This window comes from Bifidobacterium favimelis, from assembly GCF_037963085.1.
GTDB classification, from domain to species: domain Bacteria; phylum Actinomycetota; class Actinomycetes; order Actinomycetales; family Bifidobacteriaceae; genus Bombiscardovia; species Bombiscardovia favimelis.
In genome coordinates this window covers 1-3585 of the sequence record NZ_JBANDZ010000006.1, presented here as the reverse complement: position 1 = coordinate 3585, position 3585 = coordinate 1, and the positions used below count along the sequence as shown (strand labels likewise).

2 rRNA genes are annotated in these 3585 nt (G+C 61.3%); both read left to right on the top strand.

Features of this window, described 5'->3' with window-relative positions:
• Positions 1–226: 226 nt before the first annotated feature.
• Positions 227–3298 (top strand): 23S ribosomal RNA (locus V6584_RS07880).
• 156 nt (positions 3299–3454) lie between these two features.
• Positions 3455–3571, top strand: a 5S ribosomal RNA gene (gene rrf, locus V6584_RS07875).
• Positions 3572–3585 lie beyond the last annotated feature (14 nt).

Sequence of the window (3585 nt, the reverse complement as noted above, 5' to 3'; positions counted from 1 at the left end):
TCCCTTCGCCCCTGCCGCGTGCGCGTGGATGTGGTCCGCGCGGGCGTGCCGGGTGCGGTGGTGGTTTGAGAACTGGAGAGTGGACGCGAGTGGATGGCGCCCTGTGTGGTGGCCGTCCGCTTGTATTGTTTCGTCCGGGCCCTTGTTGGGTCCGGGTCGATCGTTTTGTGATCTATTAGTGTGATGATTTGTCGTCTGGCAGTTGTGTTGCTGTGGGCCGGTGCGTGGTGTTGCCGGTTCAGGGCGCATGGTGGATGCCTTGGCAGACAGGACCGAAGAAGGACGCGTGGGGCCGCGATAGTCCTCGGGGAGCCGCCGACAGGGCTTTGATCCGAGGGTTTCCGAATGGGGCAACCCGCCGGCCGTCATGGGCCGGCACCGCATTCGTGCGGGGGGTACGCAGGGAAGTGAAACATCTCAGTACCTGCAGGAAAGGATATTCCGTGAGTAGTGGCGAGCGAAAGCGGACGATGGCCAAACCGGTGCCGTGTGAGACCCGTCGGGGGTTGCGGCATGGGTGTTGTGGGATTTGGTGTCCGGGCTCCGACGGGTCCGGCGGCAGTGACAAAGTGGCGTGTGAGGCGAACGGGATTGAATTCCCGGCCGTAGAGGGTGATGGCCCCGTAGCCGGAGGCGCGCCGCCTGCCGATCCTTGTTCCCAAGTAGCGCGGGACTCGTGGAATCCCGTGTGAATCAGCCCCGACCGTGGGGTAAGCCTGAATATTCCTGTCTGACCGATAGCGTACGAGTACCGTGAGGGAAAGGTGAAAAGCACCCCGGGAGGGGAGTGAAAGAGTTCCTGAAACCATGTGCCTGCAAACCGTCGGAGCCCTTCGGGGTGACGGCGTGCCTATCGAAAAATGAGTCTGCGAGTCAGTGATGCGTGGCGAGGTTAACCCGTGTGGGGGATCCGTAGCGAAAGCGAGTCTTAAAAGGCGTTTTTCAGTCGCGTGTCCTGGACCCGAAGCGGGATGATCTAGCCCTGGGCAGGTTGAAGCGCGGGTAAGACCGCGTGGAGGACCGAACGGACCTGGGTTGAAAACCGGGCCGATGACCTGGGGCTAGGGGTGAAAGGCCAATCAAATTCCGTGATAGCTGGTTCTCTCCGAAATGCATTTCGGTGCAGCGTCGCGTGAGTGCCTCCATGGGGTAGAGCTACTGGATGCTTGAGGGCCCTGTCAGGGTACCGACAGCAGCCAAACTCCGAATACGTGCGAGGTGTATCGCGGCAGTGAGTCGGCGGGGGATAAGCTCCGTCGTCGAAAGGGAGACAGCCCAGATCGTCGTCTAAGGTCCCCAAGCGTGTGCTAAGTGGGAAAGGATGTGGAGTCGCATAGACAGCCAGGAGGTTGGCTCAGAAGCAGCCATCCTTGAAAGAGTGCGTAACAGCTCACTGGTCTAGTGGTTCCGCGCCGATAATGTAGCGGGGCTCAAGCACACCACCGAAGACGCGGCAGCGCAGTTTTGCTGTGCTGGGTAGGAGAGCGTTCCGCAGGGGGTGAAGCGGCGGCGTGAGCCGGCCGTGGACCTGGCGGAAGTGAGAATGCAGACATGAGTAGCGAGAGACGGGTGACAATCCCGTCCGCTGGATGACCAAGGGTTCCGGGGCCACGTTCGTCGTCCCCGGGTGAGTCGGGTCCTAAGGCGAGGCCGACAGGCGTAGTCGAATGGATGAAGGAGTCGATATTCTCCTACCGGCGTCAGGCCGCCCAATCCAAGACGTGGAAGCAGGCCCTTACCTGTTCCCGGGGATGGTCTTCGGACCGTCGATGGGTGCGGGACCGGCTTGTGGATGCGTGGCGGGTAGCGCGGGAGTGACACGGAACGGAAGCCGGGCCGCGGCGGTGGTAGTCCGTGGTCAAGCATGTGGCGCGCCGGGCAGGCAAATCCGCCCGGCATGAGCGTGAGGTGTGATGATGGGGGGCTTCGGCCCCGAATCCGGTGTGCCGTTCCGTCAAGAAAAGCTTCGGCGTGAGGTCTGGTGCCGCCCGTACCCCAAACCGACACTGGTGGTCAGGTAGAGTATACCAAAGCGATCGAGCGAATCCTGGTCAAGGAACTCGGCAAATCACTCCCGTGCCTTCGGTATAAGGGAGACCCCTTGCGGTGAGGCGCCTCGCGCGCGGAGCCGGAGGGGGTGGCACAGACCAGGGGGTAGCGACTGTTTACCAAAAACACAGGTGCATGCGAAGACGAAAGTCGCTGTATATGCACTGACGCCTGCCCGGTGCCGGAAGGTCAAGAGGATCCGTCACCGTCTTCGGACGGGAAGCGGTGAATTCAAGCCCCGGTAAACGGCGGTGGTAACTATAACCATCCTAAGGTAGCGAAATTCCTTGTCGGGTAAGTTCCGACCTGCACGAATGGCGTAACGACTTCCCCACTGTCTCGACCAGGAGCTCGGCGAAATTGCAGTACGAGTAAAGATGCTCGTTAAGCGCAGAAGGACGAAAAGACCCCGGGACCTTTACTATACCTTGGTATTGGCGTTAGGTGCGGACTGTGTAGCATAGGCGGGAGGCTTCGAAGCGGGTGCGCCAGCATCCGTGGAGCCGGAATGTGAAATACCGCTCTGTCCTCATCTGGCCTCTAACCTCGGCCAGTCATCCTGGTCAGGGACAGTGCCTGGCGGGTAGTTTAACTGGGGCGGTTGCCTCCCAAAGAGTAACGGAGGCGCCCAAGGGTTCCCTCAGCCCGGTTGGCAATCGGGTTTCGAGTGCAATCGCACAAGGGAGCTTGACTGTGAGAGCGACGGCTCGAGCAGGGACGAAAGTCGGAGATAGTGATCCGGTGCCGGCGTACGGACGCGGCATCGCTCAACGGATAAAAGGTACCCCGGGGATAACAGGCTGATCATCCCCAAGAGTCCATATCGACGGGATGGTTTGGCACCTCGATGTCGGCTCGTCGCATCCTGGGGCTGGAGCAGGTCCCAAGGGTTCGGCCGTTCGCCGATCAAAGCGGCACGCGAGCTGGGTTCAGAACGTCGTGAGACAGTTTGGTCTCTATCCTCTGCGCTCGTCGGAATCTTGAGGAGCCCTGCCCATAGTACGAGAGGACCTGGGTGGACGAACCTCTGGTATGCCGGTTGTCACGCCAGTGGCACGGCCGGTTGGCTACGTTCGGATGGGATAACCGCTGAAAGCATCTAAGCGGGAAGCCCCCTCCAAGATAAGGATTCCATGGGACCCTAGAGGCCCCTGTAGACCCCACGTGGAACACGTGGTTGATAGACCGGACGTGGAAGCCCCGCGAGGGGTGGAGCCGACCGGCACTAACGGTCGACGGGCAACATCATCTTCACATCGTCCCCTGCGACACGACCCCGCCTGCGACAAGGAGCACGGGATCACGACTCGATCACGAGGCAATGCACGCGTCCACCATCCGGTCCCCGAACCGCCACACACCATCCCCCCGCCCCAGCGCGGCCGGGGAGGGACAACAGAAGACTCGCGGCGGTCATGGCCTGGGGGAGACGCCCGGTCCCATTCCGAACCCGGAAGCTAAGACCCAGCACGGCAATGGTACTGCACCCGGAAGGGTGTGGGAGAGTAGCACACCGCCGCCCCAACACTCACAACA